The 24,189-nt window shown below is 46.9% G+C and carries 26 protein-coding genes; 16 read left to right on the top strand and 10 right to left on the bottom strand.

All coding sequences use genetic code 11. From position 1 onward, the window contains the following. Positions 1 to 15: 15 nt before the first annotated feature. The 3 genes from CDA54_RS17485 to CDA54_RS17475 all read right to left on the bottom strand — a co-directional run bounded on the left by CDA54_RS17485 (position 16) and on the right by CDA54_RS17475 (position 2,943). Positions 16 to 1,929 carry a sensor domain-containing diguanylate cyclase gene (locus CDA54_RS17485; protein ID WP_099036338.1) on the bottom strand — a complete coding sequence of 638 codons (1,914 nt, stop codon included), beginning with the start codon at positions 1,927 to 1,929 and terminating at the stop codon, positions 16 to 18. 89 nt (positions 1,930 to 2,018) lie between these two features. After that, a complete protein-coding gene (locus tag CDA54_RS17480; protein ID WP_099036337.1) occupies positions 2,019 to 2,486 on the bottom strand; it encodes a chemotaxis protein CheX in 468 nt (155 codons plus the stop codon). A gap of 19 nt (positions 2,487 to 2,505) precedes the next feature. Then, on the bottom strand, positions 2,506 to 2,943 hold the full coding sequence (locus tag CDA54_RS17475) for a transcriptional repressor (protein WP_099036336.1): 438 nt from the start codon (positions 2,941 to 2,943) through the stop codon (positions 2,506 to 2,508). A gap of 241 nt (positions 2,944 to 3,184) precedes the next feature. Between CDA54_RS17475 and dusA the strand changes: the two genes are divergently transcribed. From dusA to CDA54_RS17420, 12 genes are all read left to right on the top strand, one after another. After that, positions 3,185 to 4,132, top strand: a complete 948-nt coding sequence (dusA, locus tag CDA54_RS17470) for a tRNA dihydrouridine(20/20a) synthase DusA (RefSeq protein ID WP_229748166.1) — start codon at positions 3,185 to 3,187, stop codon at positions 4,130 to 4,132. Between the two features lie 195 nt (positions 4,133 to 4,327). Continuing rightward, positions 4,328 to 4,609, top strand: coding sequence for a hypothetical protein (locus tag CDA54_RS17465; RefSeq protein ID WP_099036334.1), 282 nt, complete (start codon positions 4,328 to 4,330; stop codon positions 4,607 to 4,609). Between the two features lie 4 nt (positions 4,610 to 4,613). Continuing rightward, a complete protein-coding gene (locus tag CDA54_RS19655; RefSeq protein WP_180237269.1) occupies positions 4,614 to 4,754 on the top strand; it encodes a hypothetical protein in 141 nt (46 codons plus the stop codon). Positions 4,755 to 5,116: 362 nt separating this feature from the next. Then, entirely contained in the window at positions 5,117 to 5,788 is a 672-nt protein-coding gene (locus CDA54_RS17460; protein ID WP_099036333.1) for a PspA/IM30 family protein, read from the top strand. A gap of 23 nt (positions 5,789 to 5,811) precedes the next feature. After that, positions 5,812 to 6,015 (top strand): PspC domain-containing protein, encoded by a 204-nt coding sequence (locus tag CDA54_RS17455; protein WP_099036332.1) that lies wholly within the window; start codon positions 5,812 to 5,814, stop codon positions 6,013 to 6,015. Between the two features lie 26 nt (positions 6,016 to 6,041). Continuing rightward, positions 6,042 to 6,374, top strand: a complete 333-nt coding sequence (locus CDA54_RS17450) for a hypothetical protein (RefSeq protein WP_099036331.1) — start codon at positions 6,042 to 6,044, stop codon at positions 6,372 to 6,374. Positions 6,375 to 6,461: 87 nt separating this feature from the next. Then, positions 6,462 to 6,899, top strand: coding sequence for a copper chaperone PCu(A)C (locus CDA54_RS17445; protein WP_180237268.1), 438 nt, complete (start codon positions 6,462 to 6,464; stop codon positions 6,897 to 6,899). A gap of 20 nt (positions 6,900 to 6,919) precedes the next feature. Then, complete coding sequence (locus CDA54_RS17440) at positions 6,920 to 7,912, top strand: DUF2333 family protein (protein WP_099036329.1); 993 nt, start codon at positions 6,920 to 6,922, stop codon at positions 7,910 to 7,912. Between the two features lie 4 nt (positions 7,913 to 7,916). Continuing rightward, complete coding sequence (locus CDA54_RS17435; RefSeq protein WP_099036328.1) at positions 7,917 to 8,675, top strand: TIGR04219 family outer membrane beta-barrel protein; 759 nt, start codon at positions 7,917 to 7,919, stop codon at positions 8,673 to 8,675. Positions 8,676 to 8,845: 170 nt separating this feature from the next. After that, the gene (locus CDA54_RS17430) at positions 8,846 to 10,657 is read left to right on the top strand and encodes an assimilatory sulfite reductase (NADPH) flavoprotein subunit (protein ID WP_099036327.1); all 1,812 of its coding nucleotides are present in this window, start codon (positions 8,846 to 8,848) and stop codon (positions 10,655 to 10,657) included. Next, entirely contained in the window at positions 10,657 to 12,354 is a 1,698-nt protein-coding gene (cysI, locus tag CDA54_RS17425; protein ID WP_099036326.1) for an assimilatory sulfite reductase (NADPH) hemoprotein subunit, read from the top strand. The genes CDA54_RS17430 and cysI overlap by 1 nt, the downstream gene beginning before the upstream one ends. Continuing rightward, positions 12,347 to 13,093, top strand: a complete 747-nt coding sequence (locus CDA54_RS17420) for a phosphoadenylyl-sulfate reductase (protein ID WP_099036325.1) — start codon at positions 12,347 to 12,349, stop codon at positions 13,091 to 13,093. Before cysI ends, CDA54_RS17420 begins: the two co-directional genes overlap by 8 nt. A 27-nt stretch (positions 13,094 to 13,120) precedes the next feature. Here CDA54_RS17420 and CDA54_RS17415 read toward each other — a convergent pair whose 3' ends face one another. Beyond that, entirely contained in the window at positions 13,121 to 14,020 is a 900-nt protein-coding gene (locus tag CDA54_RS17415; protein ID WP_099036324.1) for a TIGR03899 family protein, read from the bottom strand. Positions 14,021 to 14,223: 203 nt separating this feature from the next. Between CDA54_RS17415 and CDA54_RS17410 the strand changes: the two genes are divergently transcribed. Continuing rightward, positions 14,224 to 16,491 carry a bifunctional diguanylate cyclase/phosphodiesterase gene (locus CDA54_RS17410; protein WP_099036323.1) on the top strand — a complete coding sequence of 756 codons (2,268 nt, stop codon included), beginning with the start codon at positions 14,224 to 14,226 and terminating at the stop codon, positions 16,489 to 16,491. Here CDA54_RS17410 and CDA54_RS17405 read toward each other — a convergent pair. Next, positions 16,456 to 17,034 carry a uracil-DNA glycosylase family protein gene (locus CDA54_RS17405; protein ID WP_099036322.1) on the bottom strand — a complete coding sequence of 193 codons (579 nt, stop codon included), beginning with the start codon at positions 17,032 to 17,034 and terminating at the stop codon, positions 16,456 to 16,458. The genes CDA54_RS17410 and CDA54_RS17405 overlap by 36 nt on opposite strands. 119 nt (positions 17,035 to 17,153) lie before the next feature. On the opposite strand from CDA54_RS17405, the gene CDA54_RS17400 reads away from it, so the two are divergent. After that, positions 17,154 to 17,456, top strand: coding sequence for a hypothetical protein (locus CDA54_RS17400; protein ID WP_099036321.1), 303 nt, complete (start codon positions 17,154 to 17,156; stop codon positions 17,454 to 17,456). A 52-nt stretch (positions 17,457 to 17,508) separates the two neighbouring features. On the opposite strand, the gene sthA is transcribed toward CDA54_RS17400, so the two are convergent. Both sthA and CDA54_RS17390 read right to left on the bottom strand, forming a co-directional pair. Further along, positions 17,509 to 18,930 (bottom strand): Si-specific NAD(P)(+) transhydrogenase, encoded by a 1,422-nt coding sequence (gene sthA, locus CDA54_RS17395; protein WP_373286101.1) that lies wholly within the window; start codon positions 18,928 to 18,930, stop codon positions 17,509 to 17,511. A gap of 106 nt (positions 18,931 to 19,036) precedes the next feature. Beyond that, positions 19,037 to 20,164, bottom strand: a complete 1,128-nt coding sequence (locus CDA54_RS17390) for a fatty acid desaturase (protein WP_099036319.1) — start codon at positions 20,162 to 20,164, stop codon at positions 19,037 to 19,039. A 158-nt stretch (positions 20,165 to 20,322) separates the two neighbouring features. Between CDA54_RS17390 and fabR the strand changes: the two genes are divergently transcribed. Further along, positions 20,323 to 20,925 carry an HTH-type transcriptional repressor FabR gene (gene fabR, locus CDA54_RS17385; protein WP_099036318.1) on the top strand — a complete coding sequence of 201 codons (603 nt, stop codon included), beginning with the start codon at positions 20,323 to 20,325 and terminating at the stop codon, positions 20,923 to 20,925. A gap of 27 nt (positions 20,926 to 20,952) precedes the next feature. Here fabR and trmA read toward each other — a convergent pair whose 3' ends face one another. Continuing rightward, complete coding sequence (gene trmA / locus CDA54_RS17380) at positions 20,953 to 22,053, bottom strand: tRNA (uridine(54)-C5)-methyltransferase TrmA (protein WP_099036317.1); 1,101 nt, start codon at positions 22,051 to 22,053, stop codon at positions 20,953 to 20,955. Positions 22,054 to 22,188: 135 nt separating this feature from the next. On the opposite strand from trmA, the gene CDA54_RS17375 reads away from it, so the two are divergent. Beyond that, positions 22,189 to 23,448, top strand: a complete 1,260-nt coding sequence (locus tag CDA54_RS17375; RefSeq protein WP_099036316.1) for a DUF5610 domain-containing protein — start codon at positions 22,189 to 22,191, stop codon at positions 23,446 to 23,448. A gap of 40 nt (positions 23,449 to 23,488) precedes the next feature. Here CDA54_RS17375 and CDA54_RS17370 read toward each other — a convergent pair whose 3' ends face one another. Together CDA54_RS17370 and CDA54_RS19770 are read right to left on the bottom strand one after the other, a co-directional pair. Beyond that, entirely contained in the window at positions 23,489 to 23,965 is a 477-nt protein-coding gene (locus tag CDA54_RS17370) for an RNA recognition motif domain-containing protein (RefSeq protein WP_099036315.1), read from the bottom strand. Positions 23,966 to 23,973: 8 nt separating this feature from the next. Further along, positions 23,974 to 24,189 (bottom strand): hypothetical protein (locus tag CDA54_RS19770; RefSeq protein ID WP_218962427.1); only part of this gene is annotated, 216 nt, incomplete at its 5' end.

Below are 24,189 nucleotides of genomic sequence, written 5' to 3'. Positions count from 1 at the left end.
TAGCTGCGGTCTTTCCTATCGGGCAACGCTGACCTGATTGCGACCAGACTGCTTGGAATTATACAGCGCTTTATCCGCGCGGGAAACCAGTGAGTCTACAGTGTCCTGATGTTTATAGGCAGCAATGCCGAAACTGGCTGTGATCTTGATTTTATCCACCTTTAACTCTGATGCAATAACAGTGCGGATTTTCTCTGCAAGCTCTGTGGCGGAGTTTTGCTCAATGCCCGGGCAAATAAGTAAGAACTCTTCTCCGCCCCAGCGGCCTACCGTATCTGTGTCCCGTGTATGTTGTTTTAGCAACTCGGCCACTCGGGTTATTACTTTGTCACCTTTGATATGGCCGAATTTGTCATTAACCCGTTTAAAATGGTCAATATCTCCCAGTATCACGCTCAGTGGCGAGTCATAACGGCTGGCTCTGCCTATTTCACTGGCGAGAATATCATCCAGCTTACGGCGATTTGACAGCGATGTGAGGCTGTCGGTTTCACTGAGTTGTTTCATCAGGTTTGCACGCTCCTGCTGAACCCGACCTTCAAGTTTGGATTCGAGCAGGTGCTGTTGACGTTCATTCAATTGCACGGTCATCAATTGAAAATTTTCCTGTAACTGATCAATCTCATTGATGCCTGTCGTCTCGAGCCTGAATTCGTGACCCGTTTCGATATCTGAGGTAAGTCTGGAGAGCGATTGAATAGGCCTGGCGATTTTAGCGGATAGTTGCCTGGCACGCTTTTTGGCAGCGTATATAAATACAATATACAAAAGCAACAGGGCACCGATGGCAATAAAACCAATGCGGATAGTGCGAGCCTCTACCGCTAAAGCTTCACTGAACAGATTGGACTCGTCAACCATGGCTATTACCTGCCACCCGGTACTGTCTACCCTGGCACTTAATACCAGGTATTTTCTGTTATCAATTTCAAGGGATTCGCTTTGTTGTCCATTATTCAGAAACTCTGAGAAAAACAGATTGATGCTGCTCGACCGGAATGACAACAGATTGAACTCGTCTTTGCGATCAACACTCTTCTTCATCAGGTCAGTAAAATCCTGGCCTGCGATAACGTCAACCCCCAGGGTGGCATTAATATCCGGATCTATAGCGAGAATATTGCCTTGCTGATCAAGCATCAGGCTGCTGGCCTGCCAGGGGAGGTCGTGATCTATAACCTGTTCAGCCAGCTTTGAAATGGCTACATCGATACCGGCAACGCCTTCGAGTTTTTGTGAAGCATAGATCGGCGCCATGGCGGTAATAATCCAGCCCATTCCAAAGGGATCCAGGTAGGCATCGGTCCAGACGGGAATTTTTTCAGGGTTGTGTTGTACATCGGCCAGATAATAAAAAGGCTGCTGGCGAATATCCATGACGGGGCCCAAAAGTACCGGGAGATTATTGAGTGGGGGGTATAAGCGCACCATCGAGTCCCAGCTATTAAAGTAGCTCTGCGCAATAACCGGATTGATTTGAGTTATACCTTTAATCAATGGCTCCATTTGTTCAGACCAATGGGCCTTTTTTATCCTGCTGTCATCGATACCATGCAGGCTCGAGTAGTAAAGGGCACTGCCATCACCGGGAGCTGGGCGGTAGAGTGCGCCATTGCTATGAAATTGGTAAGTGTTGAGGTCCTGGAAGCTGACTTCTTTTGGACGTTGCTGATAGAGGTATTCGAGTTGTCGTTGCAACTGACTCGCGTTACGACTGACCTCTTGTAGATTAACATCAAGCAGTCTGGCCTGCTGTTGCGTGATCGTTTTCAGATTTTCAGTAGCCTGGGTTAGCGCCAGTGCCATCTGTTGATCGGTTATCAAAAAGATAACCGTGAAGTACATCCCTACCAGGGCTGATTCAACAATTAACAGTGGAATCAGCACTGACCTCACATAGCTGCGCTGGATAAGCTTACTTAAGGGCATCGACGTCAAACCAGCTATCCTTTCGAGTCCGTTGGCTAACAGTTTACATGCCGGGCCAGATTATTAACCATGACACCAGCGGTAAGTTATCAGAGTTTATCGAAACAGATTTCCAGATAGACAGAACCTGCGTCGCTGCTAAATGGCAGAATAATTTTTGGCCCGTCTACCTTGTGTGTAATTGTATGTTGTTTACCGGAGACTACCATTGGGGTCGCCATTTCAAATTCATAACCCTTCTGTGCAAGTTCGTTTTTGGCTCCACCAGTGACCATGTTGGTGATCTCCCCAACCATATCGGTTACGTCGGCATCAATTTTAGCGGGTTTTTCTCCCAGCATACGTTGCATTATTTCCAGTGCCAGGTCCGCGTCAAAGGTAATAGAGAACGAACCTTTAATCTGTGGACCAACCATGCCAATTAAACCTGAGACATCGCCACGGGCCACTTCATCTGATTTTTTATTGGGTTTGCCAGCTTTAAGATCTGTCTGCGCCATGGTCGCCAGTACGTTGATCAAAGAAGTGATGAAAGGATTAATAAACTCTACATTCATAGTTTCGGGGTATCCGTTGTTAACGTTCCTGACAGGCCGCACAGACTCCATGGGCTTCAATGGTTTGTGTAGAAACCTGGAAGCCAAAGGCATTTGCCTGAGCATCAAGGGTTTCTTTAAGGCCTTCTGACTGTATTTCTTTTACTTCCCCACAACGGTCACAGATCAAAAACTGGACCGGATGGCTGCAGCCAAAGTGGTGGCAGGCAATAAAAGCATTGTTAGATTCGAGCCGGTGTACCAGCCCAAACTCAAGTAAAAAGTCCAGCGTACGATAAACGGTAGCAGGTTTGGCGGAGGTCTCTGTTTCTTTTAACTCATCAAGCAGCTCATAGGCACCAGTGGCACCAGCCTTGTTGATTAAGATGGCGTAGATTTTTTCCCGCAATAGGGTAAATCGCGCTCCTTTGCTTTCACAATATCGTCTTGCATTTTCAACTAATTGTTCTGACTTCATTTTTTATAATAATTAGACACATCTTTGAATCTAGTTTAGCACACAGATTGGTGTGAGAAAGTGGTGATAATTGCTGATATCGCGGATAAATTCCACCGCGGAGATTTTGCAACCTGTTAGATTTGATATAATCAGCTTTTGCTGTTTACCAGAAGAGCCTGAGTACCTGATGAGTTTACCGGAGTCTGATGTCTGTTTAGTAGAGGATACCCCTTTTAACCGTATAATTTCAGTTGCTCCTATGCTGGATTGGACTGACAGACATTTCCGTTTTTTTATGCGCCGCATCAGTAAGCATGCCCTGCTGTACACAGAAATGGTTACTACCGGGGCAATTCTTTACGGTAAAGGCGACTATCTTGGGTTCGATGAGCAGGAGCATCCGTTGGCCTTGCAACTGGGCGGTTCAGACCCCGGGGCGATGGCTGAATGCGCTTTGAGAGCGCAGGAAAGAGGATACGATGAAGTTAATATCAATGTAGGCTGTCCCTCCGACAGAGTTCAGAACGGACGATTTGGCGCCTGTCTGATGGCAGAACCGGAGACTGTGGCGGACTGTGTCCGCGCAATGAAAGAGGCGGTTAGCATACCTGTTACAGTTAAGTCCCGTATCGGTGTAGACGATATGGATGAATACCGGCATCTTACTGATTTTGTGCGTGCTGTTGCTGAAGCTGGCTGTGATACCTTTATTATACATGCCCGAAAAGCCTGGTTAAAGGGGCTCAGTCCCAGGGAAAACCGGGAAATACCGCCACTGATGTACGAACGGGTTTATCGGCTTAAGCAGGAATTCCCGCATCTTCATATTAGCATTAATGGCGGCGTAAAAACCCTGGAGCAGGCAGAGCAGCATTTACATTATCAGGACGGGGTAATGATTGGCCGGGAGGCTTATACCAACCCCTATCTGTTATCAGAAGTAGACCATCGCTTCTATGCAGATGATCATGACATCCCTGACCGGCTGCAGGTGCTCTGTGCAATGGTGCCGTATATTGATTCTCAGGTCGAAACAGGAGCCAGACCCTGGCATATTGCCAGGCATATGCTGGGTTTGTTTCAGAGCCAGCCCGGAGGACGAATCTGGCGGCGTCATTTAAGTGAAAATGGCAGGCATGCAACCTCGGGACAGTTATTGTTGGATGCGTATGAGAAGATGCAGTCACAACTAAACCCGAATCGCTGAGTTGAAAAGGTTAAATTGACCACTTTGTTGGTTAATTTAACCAGTCTATGATTTCCCTCGCCTTATTTGTTTTAAAATCTTCCGGCCAATGAAATTTAAAATCCTTTACAAACAATAAGATAGCATTAATTGGCAATCCTGGCACAACTATCGCAATACCTCATGCGACTTAGTTATCAACCCAAGGAGAATATCATGTCAACTAAACTTACTATCGTTTCTACTTTGATTGCTGCGGCTTCTATGAGCACTAATGTTCAGGCCCGGGAAATTTCGTTACAGGATTTCGTCGGCCATATGGTGACCACTGCAGTTAATGTGACTCAACAAGAAGTCAGACAAAATGTGCAGCAAGCAGTAGCTAACACCAGCTATTCCGTTTTCAATGCACCTGGTGCTTCCGTGAAAATTACGGATTTAGCCGCCGGGCAGACTAAGAAAAGCAAGGAAGAGTCTGCTGAAAAGCAGGCGGAGTGACATCATGTTAGATCAGTTCAACCTGATCAGCCTGATGCTGTTGCCTGTAATAGCATATCTGGTGGGCGCTGTAATCATTGCCGCTATTGAACGGTTTATGTCTAAAGCGCCATCCTGCAATAACGGTTTCAGACCCGCGAAATAGGGAATGAAACCGTATCTTGTTTTACTACCTGTTAAAACTTACTCTGTGTAATGTCTCTCTTTTCTGATTCTGTTCCTATTTTCTTTTCGGTGCCTTTCCTGGATCCATACCCGATCTCTTTTGTGCGTAACAATTTGTTTTGTAAAGAGTATTTTATGTTTGGTTAAATTGGCCAACTTGTTAGTTAATCTAACCAATAAGGTTTGTATTTTTCTTCACATATTTTGCTCCCCTATCGTTAGAAAGGTTAAATGTCTATAAAAAACAATGATATAAATCCAAGTTTAAAGTTGGCATAAGAGTTGATACTTAACCAATGACAACTGTGTTTTTAATGAAATAACGTTTTGTGGAGAAGAACAATGAGTATGTTTTCAAGAATCAGTGACATCGTGCAGGCCAACATCAATGCCATTCTCGATAAGGCCGAGGATCCAGAAAAAGTCATTCGTCTGATCGTACAGGAAATGGAAGAAGCACTGGTGGAGCTCAGAACCATCACTGCACAGCACCTCGCCAGTAAAAAAGGTTTACATCGCCGGCTCGAGAGTGCTCAGAAGCAGGCTGGAGATTGGCAGGCAAAAGCTGAGCTGGCAATGGATAAGAACAGAGAAGAACTGGCACGTTCAGCACTGCAGCAAAAATACCTGTCAGAAAAGCAAAGCGCGCAGTTAGCCGCTGAAATGCAACAGATTGATGAATCACTGCAGGGATTACAATCTGATATCAGCCGGTTGCAGGATAAACTGAAGGACGCCAGGAGCAGGCAGAAAGCACTGGAGACCCGTCAGAAAAGTGTTTCAGGGCGTTTGAGAGCCAGACAGGCTGCGGACGAACAGAAGATTCAGAAGGTCGTGGGGCGATTCGAGCAATACGAATATCGGATTGACGATCTTGAAGCCAGACTCGAAGCTTACGATATGGTCGGCAGTGCCGAGCCACTGGAATCAGAGTTTGACAAGATGGAGCGTGAGCAATATCTGGATGATGCCCTGAACGCGTTAAAAAGCAAAGCTAACAACAAGGCCGCCTGACAGGGCGGTCACGGGAGTGAATGATGAAAACTGTATATGATCAGAATTGTATTCGTAAAGATAAGCGTAACGGCAAAGTCGCCGGTGTATGTGCGGGCCTGGCCCGACATTTCAATATCCCGGCCTGGTTAGTCAGACTGGTGACGGTAATTTGCTTTGTTACCTTCCCCATGGCCATTGCTATTGCTTATATTGCGGCCGCATTTTTATTGCCGGATGCCTACTGATAACGTGGCATCTACGGGAGAACATAATGAAAACGTTTTTCTTGGTTTTGCTGATTGCAGCTGCCATGGTGATGAGTATCGGCGCCATATTGGATGCTGTAACGGGTTTATCGTTTTATTTTGGTGAAACGTTACTGAACCCGATACAGGCATCCATCGGAGCCATTGTTGCTGGTGCAGTATTTATTCTGCTCGGAAGTCTGTTGGCCATCAGTCTGATTGGTGTGATCTGCGTTGTTCTGGCCAGCGTGTTTATTGCTCTTCTGGTAGCAGGAGTGAGTGCAATGTGGCCGGCACTGCTACTGGTACTGGTGATTTATCTGTTAGTCAGAGATAAAAAGACGGCCCGGTACTGCTGAACATCTTTTCTGCAGGCATTGGCTTTGACAGGGAATTGCTGAATAATCAGTACAACATGAGTTGATATCATTGAAAGGAGTTACCAGGTGAAAGGCCTAGTTGCACTACTATTATTATTTTCCAGCGCAGTTTTTGCTCAGGTGGAAGTGAATACGCCCATTGTTCGTCTGTTGCCACCGGGGGTGCCTAATACTGCAGCTTATATGCAATTGGTCAATACCGCTTCACAAGATGTGGAACTGGTGGGCGCCAAAACTGACGTGGTTGAACGGGTAGAGATCCATGATCACCAAATGTACGACGGTATGATGAAAATGGTGCAGCAGCAAAGTGCTACGGTTCCGGCTGACAGTACTCTCACATTCAAGCCTGGTGGCCTGCACCTGATGATGTTTGGTGTCAAAAAGCCGCTAGAGAAAAACCAGCATGTTACCATCACCTTACTGTTTGCCGATGGAAGCGAAATGGAGGTTGATGCTGTGGTTACCGAACCCGGGGCCGACAACTCTCACCAGCACCATTAATCACAATTAAGGAGTCAGCCATGAGAGACTATCTGAGCCTGAAGAGGGTATCCCTCGGGGTAGCGGTTTTGGTACTACTGTTCTATATACTGGCCGTTTACTGGAGCAGTGAGCCTGAAGTGTTTAATGTTAACCAGCACGCAAGAGCCCAGGCGGAACAACGTAACCAGCTTCTGGTGCCAGGATATACCACCACCAGTACATTGATTCGTGTTGCCGGTACACTGATGGATAAACCCGGAGGTTATCTGTCCAATGATGTGATGCCGCCCTCCGTGCTGATGGATAATATGCCTGCATGGGAATTTGGTGTGCTGGAAATGGTCCGGGATCTGGCTTTGGCGATGCGTAAAGATCTCAGTCGATCGCAGTCGCAGTCTTCAGAAAATGTTTATCTGGTTAATGCGCAGCCGAAATTCAATATTGATAATCAAAGCTGGATTCTGCCCTCTGCAGAATCTCAGTATCAGGATGGGATTCAGTCATTACAGCAATACCTGGATAATCTGGCCAACCCATCAGTAGATGATAGCCAGTTCTATACCCGTGCCGATAATTTACGCGACTGGTTGCGTCAGGTAGAGAAACGTATGGGAAGCCTGTCTCAACGCTTAAGCGCCAGTGTTGGTCAAAGTCGTCTGAATACTGACCTGGCCGGTGACCCCGAGGCGCGTCAATCGACTCCGTCGGCACCTGATCAGTACACCAAAACCAGCTGGTGGGAATTAGATGATGTATTTTATGAATCCCGGGGTGCCAGTTGGGCGCTTTTACACCTGTTAAAAGCCGTAGAAACAGATTTTGCGGACGTGTTGGAGAAGAAAAATGCGACCGTCAGTCTGCAGCAAATTATTCGTGAATTAGAAGCAACTCAGCAAACCATCTGGAGTCCGATAATTCTTAATGGCGGCGGTTTTGGTATGATGGCCAACCATTCGCTGGTGATGGCGAATTATATTTCCAGGGCCAATGCGGCTCTGATAGACCTTAACGATTTGCTCAATCAGGGATAGCGATATGTACAAAAAATACCTAACCGGCGCTGTTTTAGGCGCCTCTTTGCTGGTGCCCGTACAGGCAGATACACTACTGGGGCTGTACGTGGGTGCCCAGGCCTGGCACTCGGATGTTTCGGGAGGTTTTGCCAACGGTAGCACTGTTACAGATTTTGATTTTGACAAAGAGACAAACAGCAATCTTTACGTGGCGTTAGAGCACCCGGTGCCCTTGCTGCCAAATATCAAAATTCGCAGGCAAAATCTGAATATCTCTGGGGCAACGACATTGGACCAGGATTTTACTTTTGCCGGACAGACATATGTGCAAACCCGGAGCCTGGCCTCTGATGGGTATTTAGACAGTACGGATTATGTGGTCTATTACGAAGTTTTTGACAATGATCTGCTCAGTTTAGATTTGGGACTCAATGCTAAAGACTTCGATGGGCAAATCTCTGTGCGTGATGTGGATGATACCAGTATCACTTCAGCTCAGTCATTCCGTGGCATTGTGCCGCTTCTGTATTCCCGTGTACAAATTGGTACACCAGTCGGTGGGCTGGGGTTTACTGCCGAGGGCAGCTTTCTGGCAATAGACGATAGTTCTCTGTATGACTACCAGGCCGCCGTGACCTATCAGTGGCTGGATAATCTGGCCGTGGATCTGACGTTTCAGCTTGGTTACCGGGTGCTGCAGCTCGAATTGGATGATGTAGATGACCTCTACACTGATATGGAGTTCAAGGGGCCTTTTGCTGGTGTTGAAGTGCACTTTTAATCGCCATAGGGTGGACGAGTATGGCCACCCTTTTTTGCTCTGACTAAGTGTAAAGTTTATATGAAAATATAAATTAAGCACTTTCTGTAATAACGCATTTGAATTTATTCTTTCCTGTTTTTGTCTGTCACAGCTAACCTAGCCACAATATTTAACGGGTTAGTTTCTTTATGTCGTCATCCAATTCGCACAATTTGTCCCCGGCTGGTGTTCTGGACCAGACTCAGTGGTCTGAACTCCAAAAGGCGATTGCCCCCTTATCCTCCGGACAGTTGACCTGGGTCAGCGGGTATCTGGCTGGCCTGGCTCAGTCGCACCAGCCAGTCGCAGTGGTCACTCAGGAGGCAGGCCAACAACCAGAACGCAAGCTGACAATCTTATACGGTTCGCAAACGGGCAATGCTAAGGGGGTTGCGGAAGAATATAAGGATTTTGTTGAGCAGGCAGGCATCACGGCTGAATTGTTTAATATGGCTGATTACAAGCCCAAAAAACTTAAAGATGAGAGCCATGTGGTTATCGTGGTCAGCACCCATGGTGAGGGTGATGCCCCCGATGATGCGATTGAATTACACGAATTTCTGGCCAGTAAGAAAGTTGCTAAGTTGCCCAACCTGAAATACGCCGTGGTTGGTTTGGGTGACAGTAGTTACGAATTTTTCTGCCAGACAGCCAAAGATTTCGATCAGAGACTCTCAGCCCTGGGCGCCTCAGCTCTGACTGAACGGTTAGATTGCGATGTGGATTACGACACTGATGTGAGTAACTGGCGTGAAAAGGTCACGGAGCTATTCAAAGCAGAACTGAAATCCACTTCAGAGGCACGTGTGGTTACGATGCCGGGTGTGAACATGGCTGCAGCCACTGCTCAGTACAACAAAAAGAATCCTTTTACCGCCGTCCTGTTGGATGGCCAGAAAATTACCGGGCGGGATTCGGTTAAAGATATTCGTCATTTTGAAATCTCTCTTGAGGGTTCCGGTTTGCAGTATCAGCCCGGTGACGCCCTTGGTGTATGGTTTAACAATGACGCCGCGATGGTAGCCAGACTGCTCAAGGCGCTTGAACTCACAGGCGACGAAGAGATACAGGTTGCAGATGACACCCTGTTGTTACGTCAGGCTTTGATCGAAAAAATGGAGCTAACGCAGAGTTATCCCAGTTTTGCCAAGGCTTACGCAGAAGCCACGCAAAGCAGTGAGTTGGTGCAGTTACTGGAAGATAAAGCGGGATTGCGCCAATACCTGAGCCAGCGCCAGGTGGTGGATATTATCACTGAGTATCCGGGAAAACTTCAGGCTCAGCAGCTTGTTGCTATGCTCAGACCCTTGACACCGAGGCTTTATTCTATTGCGTCAAGTCAGGCTGAAGTTGAAGATGAAGTGCATCTGACGGTGGCTTTGGTTGAGTATGAAGCCTTTGGTTTCACACACAGAGGTGGTGCTTCCGGCTACTTAAGTCATGGTGTTGAGGAAAGCGGTGAAATAAGGGTGTTTGTTGAGCGCAATGATAATTTCCGTTTGCCAGAAAACCCCGATACCCCGGTCATTATGATTGGTCCTGGCACTGGCATCGCACCTTTTCGGGCTTTTATGCAACAGCGCGAAGCCGAAGAGGCTGATGGTCGTAACTGGTTGTTTTTTGGTAATCCTAATTTTACTCAGGATTTCCTTTATCAGGTGGAGTGGCAACGCTGGGTGAAGACCGGGCTGTTGAATAAAGTCAGTCTGGCATTTTCCCGGGATCAACAAGAGAAAATCTATGTACAGCACCGCTTGCTAGAGCAGGGGGAAGAGGTCTATCAATGGCTTGAACAGGGCGCGCATCTGTATGTTTGTGGTGACGCCAACAGGATGGCCAAAGATGTCCATCAGGCGTTGGTTAACATCGTCGCCGAGCACGGAAATCAGTCGGTTGAGAAGGCGGAAGAATATATCAGCCAGTTGCGCAAAGCCAAACGATATCAAAGAGATGTTTACTAATGAGTGATAAACCAGAGCAAAAACTGTCCGATAATGAGCGCATAAAAGGGCAAAGTAACTTTCTGCGCGGCACCATAGAGCAAGACCTGAAAGATGACCTGACAGGCGGTTTTACCGGTGATAACTTCCAGTTGATCCGATTTCATGGCATGTACCAGCAGGATGACCGCGATATCCGTGCAGAACGGGCAAAGCAAAAGCTGGAGCCTCTGCATAATGTAATGTTGCGTTGTCGCTTGCCCGGCGGAATTATCAGTCCTCGGCAATGGCTGGCGATAGATGAATTTGCCGCCCAGCATAGCTTGTATGGCAGTATCCGCCTTACCACAAGACAGACATTCCAGTTCCACGGCGTACTAAAGCCAAAGATTAAAAAGATGCACCAGATGCTGAATAAGGCTGGGCTTGATTCCATTGCCACTGCGGGTGACGTTAACCGCAATGTGCTTTGCACCTCCAACCCGGTAGAGTCTGAGGTGCATCAGCAAGCCTACGACTGGGCCGTAAAGATCAGTGAGCACCTGTTACCCAAGACCCGCGCTTATGCTGAAATCTGGCTTGATGGTGAGAAAGTTGAAACCACTGACAATGAACCGGTGCTGGGCAATAATTATTTGCCCCGCAAGTTTAAGACCACAGTGGTTATCCCGCCGCAAAACGATGTGGATGTGCATGCCAACGATCTTAACTTTGTTGCTATCGCTGAATCAGGCCAATTGATTGGCTTTAATGTCCTGGTGGGGGGAGGCCTGGCGATGACGCACGGGGATAAATCTACTTACCCCCGCAAAGCCGATGATTTTGGTTTTATTCCCCTCGAGCACACACTGGCTGTCGCCGAAGCTGTGGTGACTACGCAGCGTGATTGGGGGAACCGCAGCAATCGTAAGAATGCGAAAACCAAATATACCCTTGAGCGGGTAGGGGTTGAGACCTTTAAAGCTGAGGTGGAAAAGCGTGCCGGGATATCATTTGGACCAAGCAGGAATTATCAGTTTACCGGCCGTGGCGATCGTTTTGGCTGGGTCGAAGGGGTAGATGGCAAACACCATCTGACGTTGTTCATTGAGAATGGCAGGATCCTTGATTACCCCGACAAGCCATTGAAAACAGGTTGTGCTGAGATAGCCCGGGTACACAAAGGTGATTTTCGACTGACAGCCAATCAGAACTTGATTATTGCCGGTGTTGCCTCTGAAGATAAGGCGCAAATTGAAGGCCTGGCCAGAGATCATGGATTGTTGCAGGACGATATTTCCTCGCAGCGCGTTAATTCCATGGCCTGTGTTTCTTTACCCACCTGCCCGCTGGCGATGGCAGAGGCAGAACGCTATTTGCCGGACGCAGTGACGGAGCTGGAACAACTTTTAGCCAGGCATGGAATGCAGGATGAACATATTATCTACCGCGTAACAGGTTGTCCCAATGGGTGTGGCCGCGCGATGTTGGCGGAAGTCGGCCTGGTTGGTAAAGGGCCAGGAAAGTACAACCTGCATCTGGGTGGAGATCGTAATGGTACCCGTATTCCCAGAATGTATCGGGAAAATATCAGTGAGCAGGAGATCATGGAAGAGCTGGATACTCTGATTGGCCGTTGGTCTAAGGAGAGAAACCCAGAGGAAGGCTTTGGTGACTTTGTCATTCGTGCTGGTGTGGTCAAGGCGGTAGTCGATTCTGCAAAGGACTTTTATGACTGATGCAGGGGTAAATCTGAGCACCGTGGTGAATACCGATATTGGTGCTGATGAATTGGCTGAGATAAATGCTTACCTGGAAACTCTGAGTGCTGCCGAGCGTGTCAGGTGGGCCGTAAAGCATCTACCGCAACAGCCTATGATGTCTTCCAGTTTTGGGATCCAGGCTGCGGTAATGCTGCACCTTGTTACGCGCCACAAAGCGGATATTCCGGTTGTACTGACCGATACCGGCTACCTTTTTCCTGAGACCTACAGTTTTATTGAGGAGCTGACACAAACTCTGGATCTGAATCTGAAGGTTTACAGTGCTCATATGTCACCGGCCTGGCAAGAACAGAAGTATGGTCAGCTTTGGGATCAGGGACTGCCTGGTATCGAAGCCTACAACAAAATGAACAAAGTAGAGCCGATGCAGAGAGCGCTGAGGGAATTGCAGGTGGGCACCTGGTTTTCCGGCCTGCGCCGCAGTCAGTCAAGCAGTCGCGAGAAGTTGCCTTTTTTGCAACTGACCGATGGGCGGTTCAAAATATTCCCGATACTGGACTGGTCTAATAAACAGGTACATTACTATCTGCAGGAGCATGGATTACCCTATCATCCTCTTTGGGAACAGGGCTATGTTTCTGTCGGCGACTGGCATACTTCACGTCCTCTTGAGGCCGGAATGACGGAAGAAGAAACCCGATTCTTTGGCCTTAAGCGAGAGTGTGGCTTGCATGAATTTGGTGATGGAATTTAAGTCATTATTCAACCGTTGCGCGAAAAGCTAAACTACTTCGAAGGCACCCTGTAACATGCTGGTCAGGGCCTGAAGGTAGGTGGTATGGGGCTTGCCTGATACAAGGCGAAATAGCTCAGCTCCCGTTGCTGTAAATTTGTAATAATTTAAAACGGTGCCGTTGCGCCTGGCGCTGAGATGGAATGATTCGCCACAGCAACGCCATTCGCTGCGTTTGTGATTATCAAGCTCTCCTGACTCAATTTCTGTTGAGTAAATCAGCCCCAGATCCATTAATGACAGTAAGTCAGGGTAGGCCAGCCCGAACTGAGCAAGGTTCAGTTGCTGGCCTCGTTTAAGTGTCAGCATGGAAAGTAAGCTGGGCTTTATCCTGTAACCAAATAGAATCCTGGGGCTGAAGTCACCGCGTTTGCGGCTGGCCAGGCTGACCGCAGTCCGAAAGACTTTGGCATCTTTGTGGGTCAGTTGTGTGAGTATACTGATACTCCGCAAAGAGAAGGTTCCGGGCTGGCTTACTTCTACCGCCAGGATTTTAGCCCAAAGCTCCTGCATCGCTGGCGAATAAATGTCCTCTGCCATACTGATGTAGTTAAAAAACCAGTCCGGATCTATCGCTTCTTCGCCAATGTCTTTGTTGGGGCTGTATTCCATAGCCAGTTCAAGGATCCGCTCCAGATTCTGTAGTTTGCGTTGCTGGAGAACCTTTTGATGCCGTTGTGTTTTCTTTTCTACACTTTCATCCAGTTGTGTATGAGCGGGCGGTTTCAGTCCGGCCTGTGCAAACCAGTGAATAATTCTGCTACGTACCTGGCTGGTATCGGCAGTCTCGCGGGGCTCAGTTTTCCTGGGCGCCGCAGGTGCCACAGGCGATTTACTATCTGGTTTGTGAACCGGTGTAGGAGTAATTATGCTGTTTATTTTAGTCATGGCTATTCATCGCAATTAGACACTTTCCATACTGCCTGCTATCAACCGGATTCTGCAAGGTAAATTCCTCTGCCAGGTGGGTTGCACGGTACAGCAATTGGTTAATTGCTGTTGTATTAGGTTTCGCTTTTACAAATATTAGGATATTGTTAATCAGGTATTGTTCTATAGCTCAAGATGTTGGTTTACAAACAGGTCGTTAGATGAGCCCAACAGATTACGAAAATGATGAGATGCTTTTCCTCGATGAAGATGATTCTGTTGTTGAGGAATATGATGAAGCAGATGCCTGGCAAGTGCTGGTGGTTGATGATGATGAAGAGATTCATTCTGTAACGCGGCTCGCCTTATCAGATCTGGTTTTAAATGGCAGGAAACTCGCCTTTCTTGATGCTTATTCCGGTGATGAAGCACTTAAAATTCTGTCCGAAAAAGGGCAAAGCATTGCTATTGTGTTGCTGGATGTAGTGATGGAAACCGATGATGCCGGTCTTCAGGTTGCACGGCGTATGCGAGAAGAGCTCAATCTCCATGAGCCAAGAATTATTTTGCGAACAGGCCAACCCGGATATGCACCGGAAGAAAGTGTCATTAAAGAATATGACATTAACGATTATAAGACTAAAACCGAACTGACCCGCTCTAAACTGGTTACGACCATTATTGCTTCTTTACGTTCATATCAACAGATTCTTACCATCAATCAAAGCCGCCAGGGACTGAAGAAGATAATCGAGTCGGCTTCAAACTTGTTGGAAGAGCACTCTGTAAAAGGGTTTTGTGAAGGGGTGGTAACTCAGATCAGTTCTTTACTGGGACTGGATGCAGGAGGCGTTGTTTGTGCCCGAGCCGGTTCGGTGCTAGACAGAGATGACGATGGTGTTTATGTGTTGGGCGCGGCCGGTCCCTTTGCCAACTACATTAATGAAAAGCTGGATAACCTGCATGATAAAAAAATCATTGCCGAGGTAGGACAATGTCTGAAGGAAAAAGACCATATTTATGGTAAGGACTTTACTGTTCTGTACATGAATAGCAGCGGCTATGAAGCGGCAGTATATGTGCAGGTTGGTTGCACGATTAATGTCATCTACAAACAGCTTATTGAAGTGTTTATGTCAAGCATTTCAGTAGGTTATGAGAATGTTAATCTGTTTCACCAGTTGCGCAATGCAGCGTTTAAAGACATGCTTACTAAACTGCCTAATCGCAATGAGTTCATCAATATGCTGGATGAGCTTGAGCACACAGGTGTAGATTTAAATGAGCATGTGGTTGCGTTGGTGGATGTTAACCACTTTTCCGATATCAATGATGGATTGGGTCAGGATGCCGGTAATTTGTTGTTGATTGCGATCGCCGAAAGGCTTCATTCAGCAATGGGCGATGTTGTGCAGATGGGCCGGATTGGTGCCGATGTTTTTGGCCTGATCGGTAAGGATGACAGAGTAAATCCTCAGAGTATCAGCAAAGTGTTTTCTTCGCCGTTTAAAGCGGGTGATCATACTCTGCCGATTAACGTGACATTAGGCCTGTGTCGATTGTTGGATGAAGAATCCAATGGCCTTAATGTGCTTAAGCAATCCAATATTGCGCTGAATCGAGCCAAACGCAGTATGACTGCGAACTACGAATATTACGCGCCGGAAATGGAAGAGAAAACCACCTGGCGGTTAGGTATGATTCGGCAGCTTCGATCTGATTTTGCTGAGCGAAAGCTCGAGTTATGGTACCAGCCACAGGTTAACCTGGTTAATGAAGATATCGTCGGTATGGAGGCCTTGCTTCGTTGGCCTGATAAGGATGGTGGTTACATTTCACCTGCGGTATTTGTTCCCTTAGCAGAGTATAGCGGACTAATTATTGATATTGGTGCCTGGGTGCTCGAAGAAGCATGCAGAAAGCTGAAATCGTTGCACCACAAAGGGTTTCCTGATCTGCGTGTCGCTGTGAATATTTCTATGCCACAATTCCGGGATTCACAGTTTGTCAGCCTGGTAAAAAGTGCTTTGATAGAGCACGACATTAAACCTAGTCTTCTTGAACTTGAAATCACTGAGAGTGTGGTGATGGACGAACCACAGATTGTGGTGGACTCCCTGAAAGAGTTAAAGGCTTTCGGCGTCACCATTGCTATTGATGACTTTGGAACCGGGTTTTCTTCGATGAGCTATCTGCAGAAGCTTCCTTTGGACAGACTCAAAGTGGACCGCTCTTTTGTTAATGAGGTTACACCAGGAAAAACGGCCTTTATTGCTGAAACCATTGTGACACTGGGAAACAAGTTAGGCTTACATACCATTGCAGAGGGTATCGAAAAGCGTGAACAGGCCAGTTACATGCTGCGTTTGGGTTGTGATGAGGCTCAGGGGTTTTTGTATGCCAGACCCATGCCTTTCGACGACTTAATTAACTTTCTGGATCATTATAACTCTTCAGAGAGTCAACAGGCCGGCGATTCTGGCTTGTAGGATGGGTAACACCTCTTCCTCAAACCAGGGATTTTTGGCGAGCCATAGGTTGTTTCTTGGGGAAGGATGAGGAAGTACAAAATACTCCGGCAGGTACTGGCAAAACCCTCTGACGCGCTGAGTCAGATTCAGTTTATCCCGCAGATAGTAATTTTGTGCATATTGACCGACCAGTAGTGTCAGTTTAATTTTGGGCATCGTGTCTAAAACAGCTGCATGCCACATTGGAGCGCATTCAGGGCGTGGCGGTAAATCTCCACTACGGCCCTTGCCCGGATAACAAAAGCCTATAGGCACGATAGCAATCTGGCTTTGGTCATAGAAAAGTGAACTTTCGGTTCCCATCCACTCACGTAGTCTCTTACCAGAAGCATCATCCCAGGGAATACCACTGCGGTGCACCCGGGTTCCTGGGGCCTGGCCCACAACAATCACCTTAGCCGTTTCAGAAGCTCTTATTACAGGTCTTGGCCCTAAAGGAAGCTGGCTCTGACAATGAGTGCATTGACGAATTTTTTTCAGCAGATTTTCAGTTGAACTCATAGAATTATTATCACTGTCATCTTAATGTCATAAACCTATGTTTAGAGAAATATTGCCATTGAGGTTAGGTTGGTGTTAAAATGTATATACACTCATAAGAGTTGTTGTAGGAGTTCACCATGCAAAAATTAATCGTTTCAGCAGTCCTGCTTGGCTTTTCGGCGCTAGCACAAGCTGCTGATGAGTCTGATAAGCTGACAGATTGTGTTGCTCAAGACACCCTGACTATCAATGCAAGCTGTGTTGAAAACAAGATCAACCAGAACATCGGATACCGGAATATGGTGAATCGTATTGATCAACAAGCAGCGTTACAATCAGGTGACAATGCCGTTGCCACTATACGGTTTTACCCCGAACGGTACCTTATTGAAGTGGTTACCCATCGTGATGCGTTAGTGGCCGCAAACCGTACCCACTAAAATACCTGTTCTATAAAACAGAGCTGAATGTTTCAGCTCTGTTTTTTTTATGCTAGAAAATCCTGTTCAGCCCGTTAATGGCAGCTACCCTGTAGGCCTCTGCCATGGTTGGGTAGTTAAAGGTGGTATTGACAAAGTACTCGATGGTATTGGCCTCACCCTCCTGCTGCATGATGGCCTGGCCGATATGTACAATCTCTGAGGCGCGCTCACCGAAACAGTGGATCCCAAGAATTTTTTTACTTTCTCTGTGGAACAGGATCTTAAGGCTCCCTACCTGAGTATTCGCTATTTGAGCACGCGCCAGGTGCATAAACTGGGCTCTACCCACTTCATAGGGGACTTTTTGTGCTGTCAGCTCCTGCTCATTCTTACCTACTGAACTGATTTCCGGGATGGTATAGATACCGGCTGGGATGTCTTCTACGAGGCTGGCTGGGCAGTGGCCACTAATCATGGCCTGAGCGGCAAATCGTCCCTGATTATAAGCAGCCGATGCCAGGCTGGGATAACCAATAACATCACCCACAGCATAAATATTGTCAGCCTCGGTCTTATAGTTTTCATCAACCTTAAGTTGCCCCCGGGAGTCTGATTTGAGCCCGACAGCCTCCAGGTTAAGCATATCGGTATTACCCGTGCGACCGTTGGCGAACAACAGGCAATCGGCACGCATCTTTTTTCCTGATTTGAGGTTTAGCACGACCGCATCGTCCCGCCCCTCAACGGACGTATATTCTTCATTGTGGCGGATAACTACGCCGTTGTTCCAAAGATGGTAGCTCAGGGCATCGGAAATTTCTGTGTCTAAAAACGACAGCAGTCTGTCACGCATGTTTACCAGATCTACTTTCACTCCCATGCCTCTGAATATGGAGGCATATTCGGAGCCAATAACGCCGGCGCCATAGATGATGATGGACTTTGGATCTTTCTTCAGTGACAAAATAGAATCGCTGTTATAGATCCTTGGATGACTGAAATCGATGTCTGTCGGAGTGTATGGCCGTGAACCCGTAGCGATCATAATCTGTGCCGTACTGATTTGTTCAACAGAACCGTCCTTTCGGGTGATACTGATGTGATGATCATCTATAAAGGATGCTTCGCCCTGGATAACCTGAACATCATTGCGGGCATAAAAACTGCCTCTCAAACGACTCTGTTTTCGAATTACGGCGCCAGCGTGTTTGAGAATATCCTGAAATGTAAGGTGTATGGCCTGATCACCAGCATTAAAAAGAGGATTGGTATTGTACTCTATCAAGCGGCTTACTGAATGCCTGAGGGCTTTGGATGGTATTGTACCCCAATGTGTGCAACCACCTCCTACAGAATCATGGCGTTCAATTACTGCGACTCTTCTGCCCGCTTTGGCCAGTTGCATGGCGGCACCTTCGCCGCCTGGTCCTGTACCAATAATTACCGCATCATATTGAAAGGGTTGTTTGTTAACCGTGGCGTTCTGCTTCACTGACTTTCCTGACATATTGCCTCTTATCAATCATCTTTACAGGTATTAGCCTTGCTGAGTTTTGCACTAAAGGCAAGGGTAATTTAGCCCGCTGATTAAGAGAAAATTATGAATAATCAGTCTCAAACTTATGCATTTCAAGCCAGCGACTCTTGGCCAGAGCGAAGGCTTGCTTCAATTCGCGATATTTGTAATCCAGATCTAGCTTTTCATATTGTGCAGCAACCTGGCGTTTCTTTATCTCCAGCAGACGTTTTTTGATGTCATAATAGGCCGTCATCTTTTCGACCAGCAACTCGTATTCTTTTTGTACTCTTTGACTAATGACGTTAGCGTTGGGCAAATGCGCCACTCTGCGCTGCACATGTTTTAACTGCATTTCCACTCTGGCGCGTTCGATACGTTGTTCAGGAACTCTGCGCAGATTCTTGGTAAGGCCCAGATAAGACAGGCCACGTATCAGCCATTTTGTAGGATCAAACTGCCACCAGCGAATACCATTACGGTAGTCATATTCAAAACTATGGTGATAGTTATGATAACCCTCACCAAAGGTAAGCAAGGCTAGAAAACCACTGTCCCTGGCGCTATTCCTGTCGGTATAGGGTTGTTTACCCCACATATGGGCAAGGGAGTTTATAAAGAAGGTAACATGGTGCACTACCGCCAGCCTTAATACGCCCGCCAATAACAGCATGCCCCAGATATCGCCGTTGAGCCAGCCCAGCAACAACGGCAGGCCAAAGTTGGTGGTCAGTGTCAGTACAAGATAATGCTTGTGCTGCCACATGACGACCCTGTCTTTTTGCAGGTCGCGGCAGTTATTGTAGTCCTGATAACGACTCGCCTGATACTCCCTCAGCATCCAGCCGATATGGGAAAACCAGAACCCTCTGCCTGCGGAATAGGGATCCCTGTCATTGTCGTCTACATGTTTATGGTGAACACGATGATCCGATGCCCAGTGCAGTATACTGTTTTGTAGTGCCAGGGCTCCGCCAAGAGCAAACAGTACTCTGATCACAGGGTGTGCATCATAGGCCTTGTGAGCCCAGAGTCGATGATACCCGGCTGTAATGGACAGGCCAGAGAGCCATATTAAAGTAATACAGCTGATAATTTCGACTCGGTCAAAGCCATTGGTTATGCCCTCAACAGGAACCAGAAACAGGCAAATCAGAGTGGTAACAGTAAACAGGACAACATTAGTCAGAATAAGAGAAGGTTTTTGCATGTATTGAGTATAACTTAATTTGAGCGTACAACTGTGCGCTAGCGAACAAGTGTGCGCTAATTTATCCAGTTTGTGTAGCTGAGGCAAGCAAAGATAATAGTATTTGGTGATACACTGACACACACTTTCTAATTTGTTAGATAAAAAGCTTGCTCAGAATGAACCGTCAGCAACAAAAATTGAAAACCCGCAGGGCCATAATCGATGCGGCATTTAACTTGCTGGACGAACAGCGCAGCCTGTCCAGTGTCAGTTTGCGTGAAGTTGCCAGAGCGGCGGGTATTGCGCCCACTTCTTTTTATCGTCACTTTAAGGATATTGACGAGTTAGGGCTGACTCTGGTTGATGAGGCGGGGCTTGCGCTTCGTCAGTTGATGCGTCAGGCCAGATCCAGAATCGATGCCGGAGGGGGAGTAATCACCACGTCAGTGAATACCTTTATGGAATTTGTGGTGGCGAATAGCAACGAATTCAGATTGTTGCTCAGGGAGCACTCTGGAACGTCCCCGGCTTTCCGGGCTGCGGTGATAAGAGAGATTCAGCATTTTATTGAAGAGCTTAGTGATTATACCGCCAACCACACGGAGCTCAGTGGGAATCTGGCCAGCCTTCAGGCTGAAGCTATGGTCAGGCTGGTTTTTAGCGCGGGTGCTGAGGCTATTGATGCCAGCCCGGCACAAAGAGAAATACAGGCCCAGCGTTTGATTCAACAGCTACGAATCATTTCCAAAGGAGCCTCCTTCTACGTCAGTAAAGCTTGAACGAACAGTTTGATTATCTGAACTGTATTATTTGTTGCGCCGCAGTAATACCCCGCATTCCACATGATGGGTATATGGAAATTGATCGAATAATGCGAACCGCTCGATTGAATGGGTTTGAGTCAGATACTGCAGGTTATTAAGCAGAGTCTCCGGGTTGCAGGAAATATAGACTATATTGTTATATTCACTAACCAGCTCGCAGGTTTCAGTATCCAGGCCAGCGCGTGGGGGATCAACCAGCACGGTGTTGCAGTTAAAAGATTGGAGATCCACATCCTGCAATCGACGGAAGGTTCTCTGACCTTTTTTGGCCTGGGTAAATTCCTCACTCGACATACGGATTACTGTCACGTTTTCAACCTTATTCAGCACCATGTTGCTGTTGGCCGCGTCAACAGATGCCTTGGAAATTTCAGTAGCGAGTACCTGATTGAAGTTTTGGGCCAGCGGCAGGGTGAAATTTCCCAACCCGCAGTAAAGCTCCAGCAGATCACCTTCAAAGCCCTGCGTAACATCCAGAGCCCACTCAATCATTTTCTGATTTACGCCAGCATTGGGTTGAGTGAAACTGTTTTCAATTTGTTTAAAATGCAACGCTCTGTTATTAATCTGGAGTGTCTCAACAACAAAGTTGCGATCTAATTGCCATTGTTGTTTTCTGGCTCTGCCGACAATATCTATATGATATTTCTTTCTAAGTTCCTGCAGAATTGATGTGATGCTCTGTTGCCACTGTTCGTCAAGAGGGCGGTGATAAATCAATGTGACAAGAATTTCCCCGCTCAGCGTGCTCAGGTAATCTATTTGATAGAGTTTCCGTCGGGCAAATTGGTTGGATTTAATTAGCGGAATAATATCCTGCATCACATCATTGATGAGGTTGCTGGCCGGGGGAAACCTGTCAACCCGATACTTTTCCTTGGTTTGTGCATCAAACATTATATGAAAGAGATCATCACTCTGATGCCAGACTCTGAATTCTGCACGCATTCGATAATGCAGGGGCGCAGAAGGAAAGACTTCCAGTTCCGGGCAGGCAAACTCCGTAAAGCGCTTTTCTATCTGGGTAGTCTTCTCATTTAGCATGTTTTGATAGTTGCTGCTGTCAATCTCTGTGGGGCGCATGCTGAAGTCCTTGGCAAATGGGGCGCAGATTCTAGCAAGAGGTCCGGGTAAAATGCCATCACTGCTTTTTGTCTGAAAAGACTAAAATTTAACCTACAGCTGCCGATACAGATACCGAGGTGGGAGGAATCTATCATGAACTTAGGTGAAATTAAGGCATTTCTGGGTGACAAGGCGCAGCAGGCCGGTCGTTCGGATGTGCAAAATCAATTGCGAAACGAAGGGCTTCGACAAGCGGCAAGTCAGCCAGCCAGCGCGGTCACGCTTTCGCAGAGTATGGCATCGGGTAAATTTGTTGGCATGGCAGTATTCAGTTCAGCGCTGAATGAAACCCTGACAGTTGACAACAGGCGACCGAAATTTGAGCGTCCGGAGCCTGAAGATAAACCATTGTTTGATTTTGAAGAAATCGCTAAAAACGTGCTCAGTTTCGTTGGCGGCGCCATACGTAATGCTCAGGCGAAGGGGGCAGACGAAGACAAGCTTACAACAATGTTTGATCAGGCTCGTCAGGGCGTTCTGAAAGGCGTTAAGATGGCTGAGAAAGATCTGGCGGGTATGATGAACGATGAGATTTCAACCGGTATCAGGAAGAGTCAGGATCTAATTGAAGAAGGGCTCCAGTCTCTGGAGCAAAAAGTCTTTGGTCAGCCAGAGCAAAGCCAGTCCGTATCCGGGTCTTACAGTTATTCGAGACAGGATACCAGCGAACTGGCTATAACAACTAAAGATGGTGATGAAGTTACCATTCGGTTTGAAGACAGCGCGCAATTTGCCTTTAATCAGAGTTTAATGGTTTCAGCTCCGGCTTCAGAGAGAGAGGCGCAAGCAGAAAACCAGGGGTTCAGTTTTACGGCGAGCCAGAATTATCAGTTTTATCAGGCTAATGCTTTCAGTTTCTCGGTACGGGGAGAACTGGATGAGTCGGAGCTTGGCGCGATTGGTGATTTAGTGGGTAATGCTGCTGATGTAGCGGATGAGTTTTACAATGGCGATGTGGAAGAGGCATTTAATCAGGCGCTTAAGCTGGGGTTTGATGACTCAGAGCTGACCAGCTATGCGCTGCAACTTAGCAGAAACGAGCAAACCAAAGTTATTCAGACCTATGAATCTGTTTCTCATAATGATGAAAATAGTCGTGGACAAGATGGATTTGGGGCTGTGAAAACGGTGTCTCGCTATCTCGAGCGAATGCTGAATATGGTCGAGAAGGCTCAGCAAACGCTGCCTGATAGAGAAGGTTATGAAAATCTTATTAATGGGTTGGTTAATGAAATGCCGGATGTACAAACGCCGGATTTGTTGCAAGCCATAAACCGCTTCCACTCGTTCAATAATAAATTGATGAGCAACCTACCTCAATCAGCAATGATGCAGACGGAATCTGGGGCATAAAAAAAGCCTGCTTTTGCAGGCTTTTTTATCACTGATGTTATTAATGGTCTTGCTTATCTTTTGCCATTCGTACTTTAAGCGTTCGCTCCTGAAATTCAGTATCATTCAATGAGGAAATGGCTTTTTCAGCATCCTTCTCCGCCATTTCAACAAAACCGTAGCCCTTTCTCTTACCGGTACGACGATCTTTCATTAATCTGACCGACACAACCTCGCCGTGAGATGAGAAATGTTCTGACACCTCCTGTTCGCTTGCCCGATAGGGAAGATTACCCACATAAAGTGTTTTGCGTTCTCCGGTAAAAGAGGAAGCCATTGTTTGACTTCCATCAGAGGATGAAGGCTGAATAGCTGTACGAACAAATAATTTGGCCAATTGCGGTGACACAATACCTCCAATCAGCAAGCCTACAGCTAAAGCCTGGTTTGATAAGAGCAGTTCAGCAGGAAACAAAAAGAAAGCTAATATGGCAAGAATGCCTGCAATAAGTATATAAAGAAGAAAAGATGGATTCATGTAACTACCTAAAATGTAATTAAAAAGTTAATAGCGCCTTTATGGTACTCATTTATAAGGCTCAGGCCAACTATTGCACTGATTAAAATGAAAATGGTCAAGTCGATCCTGGTATTTGCGCACAAAAAGCACCCTGTCTGATGTAAATCTGAGCAGTCGGTTAAAAAGGGGTGTTTTTTCCTTGCACGGGGATGAGGTGTGTGTAAAATGCGCGCCACTTCGAC

Source organism: Lacimicrobium alkaliphilum (assembly GCF_002591895.1).
Lineage (GTDB): Bacteria > Pseudomonadota > Gammaproteobacteria > Enterobacterales > Alteromonadaceae > Lacimicrobium > Lacimicrobium alkaliphilum.
Note: the sequence above shows the minus strand (reverse complement) of the source record. Positions and strands in the feature narration are given on the sequence as shown.